The following is a 766-nucleotide window of genomic DNA, read 5'->3' on the forward strand; positions in this document are numbered from 1 at the left end:
TGTGTCGGTTCTTCTTGTCGAACAGAACTCCCGCATGGCGTTGTCGATCTCGAACCGTGCCTATGCATTGAGTACGGGCAGTGTTGTCATCGAGGGTAACTCCAAGGAGTTGCTTCACGATGATCGCATCAAGGCCGCCTATCTTGGCGGCGATGTGTAGGAGCGTGGCATGAAACTTTTGCTTATCAATCCCAACACCACCGTGTCGATGACCCGAAAGGCCGAAATGGCGGCCCGCAAGGTGGCACGCCCCGAAACAGAACTGATTGCCACGAACTCCAAGTCTGGTCCCCCGAGCATCGAAGGCTTTTACGATGTCGCGATCTGCGTGCCGGGACTGCTTGAGGAGGCACAACGGCACCGCGAGGTCGATGCGATCGTCATTGCGTGCTTCGACGACACAGGTTTGGACGCCATGCGGTGCACTTTTGACGTGCCTGTGATCGGTATTGGTGAAGCTGGGTTTCATGCAGCCGCGATGTTGGCACACCGGTTCTCTGTCGTGACGACGCTAAGTCGGTCCGTGGCAGGGATCTCCGACAATCTCAAACGATACGGATTGGAGTCAAAATGCGCGAGTGTACGTGCGTCAGATATCCCGGTCCTAAAGCTGGAAGAGAATGATCCCGTTTCGATTGATCAGGTTCGGTCCGAGGTCGCGGCGGCCATCGAACAGGACAATGCCGAGGCCATAGTGCTTGGCTGTGCGGGAATGGCTGACTTGATGTCGCAGCTTTCCGACGAGTTCGGTGTGCCGATAATAGAC

1 protein-coding gene is annotated in these 766 nt (G+C 56.1%); it reads left to right on the forward strand.

Going from position 1 to position 766, the window contains the following annotated elements; translation table 11 throughout:
- Positions 1–169 precede the first annotated feature (169 nt).
- A partial coding sequence (locus ACR0LL_RS21245; protein ID WP_480589304.1) for an aspartate/glutamate racemase family protein occupies positions 170–766 on the forward strand: 597 nt, incomplete at its 3' end.

The organism is Ruegeria sp. AI2 (genome assembly GCF_056541275.1).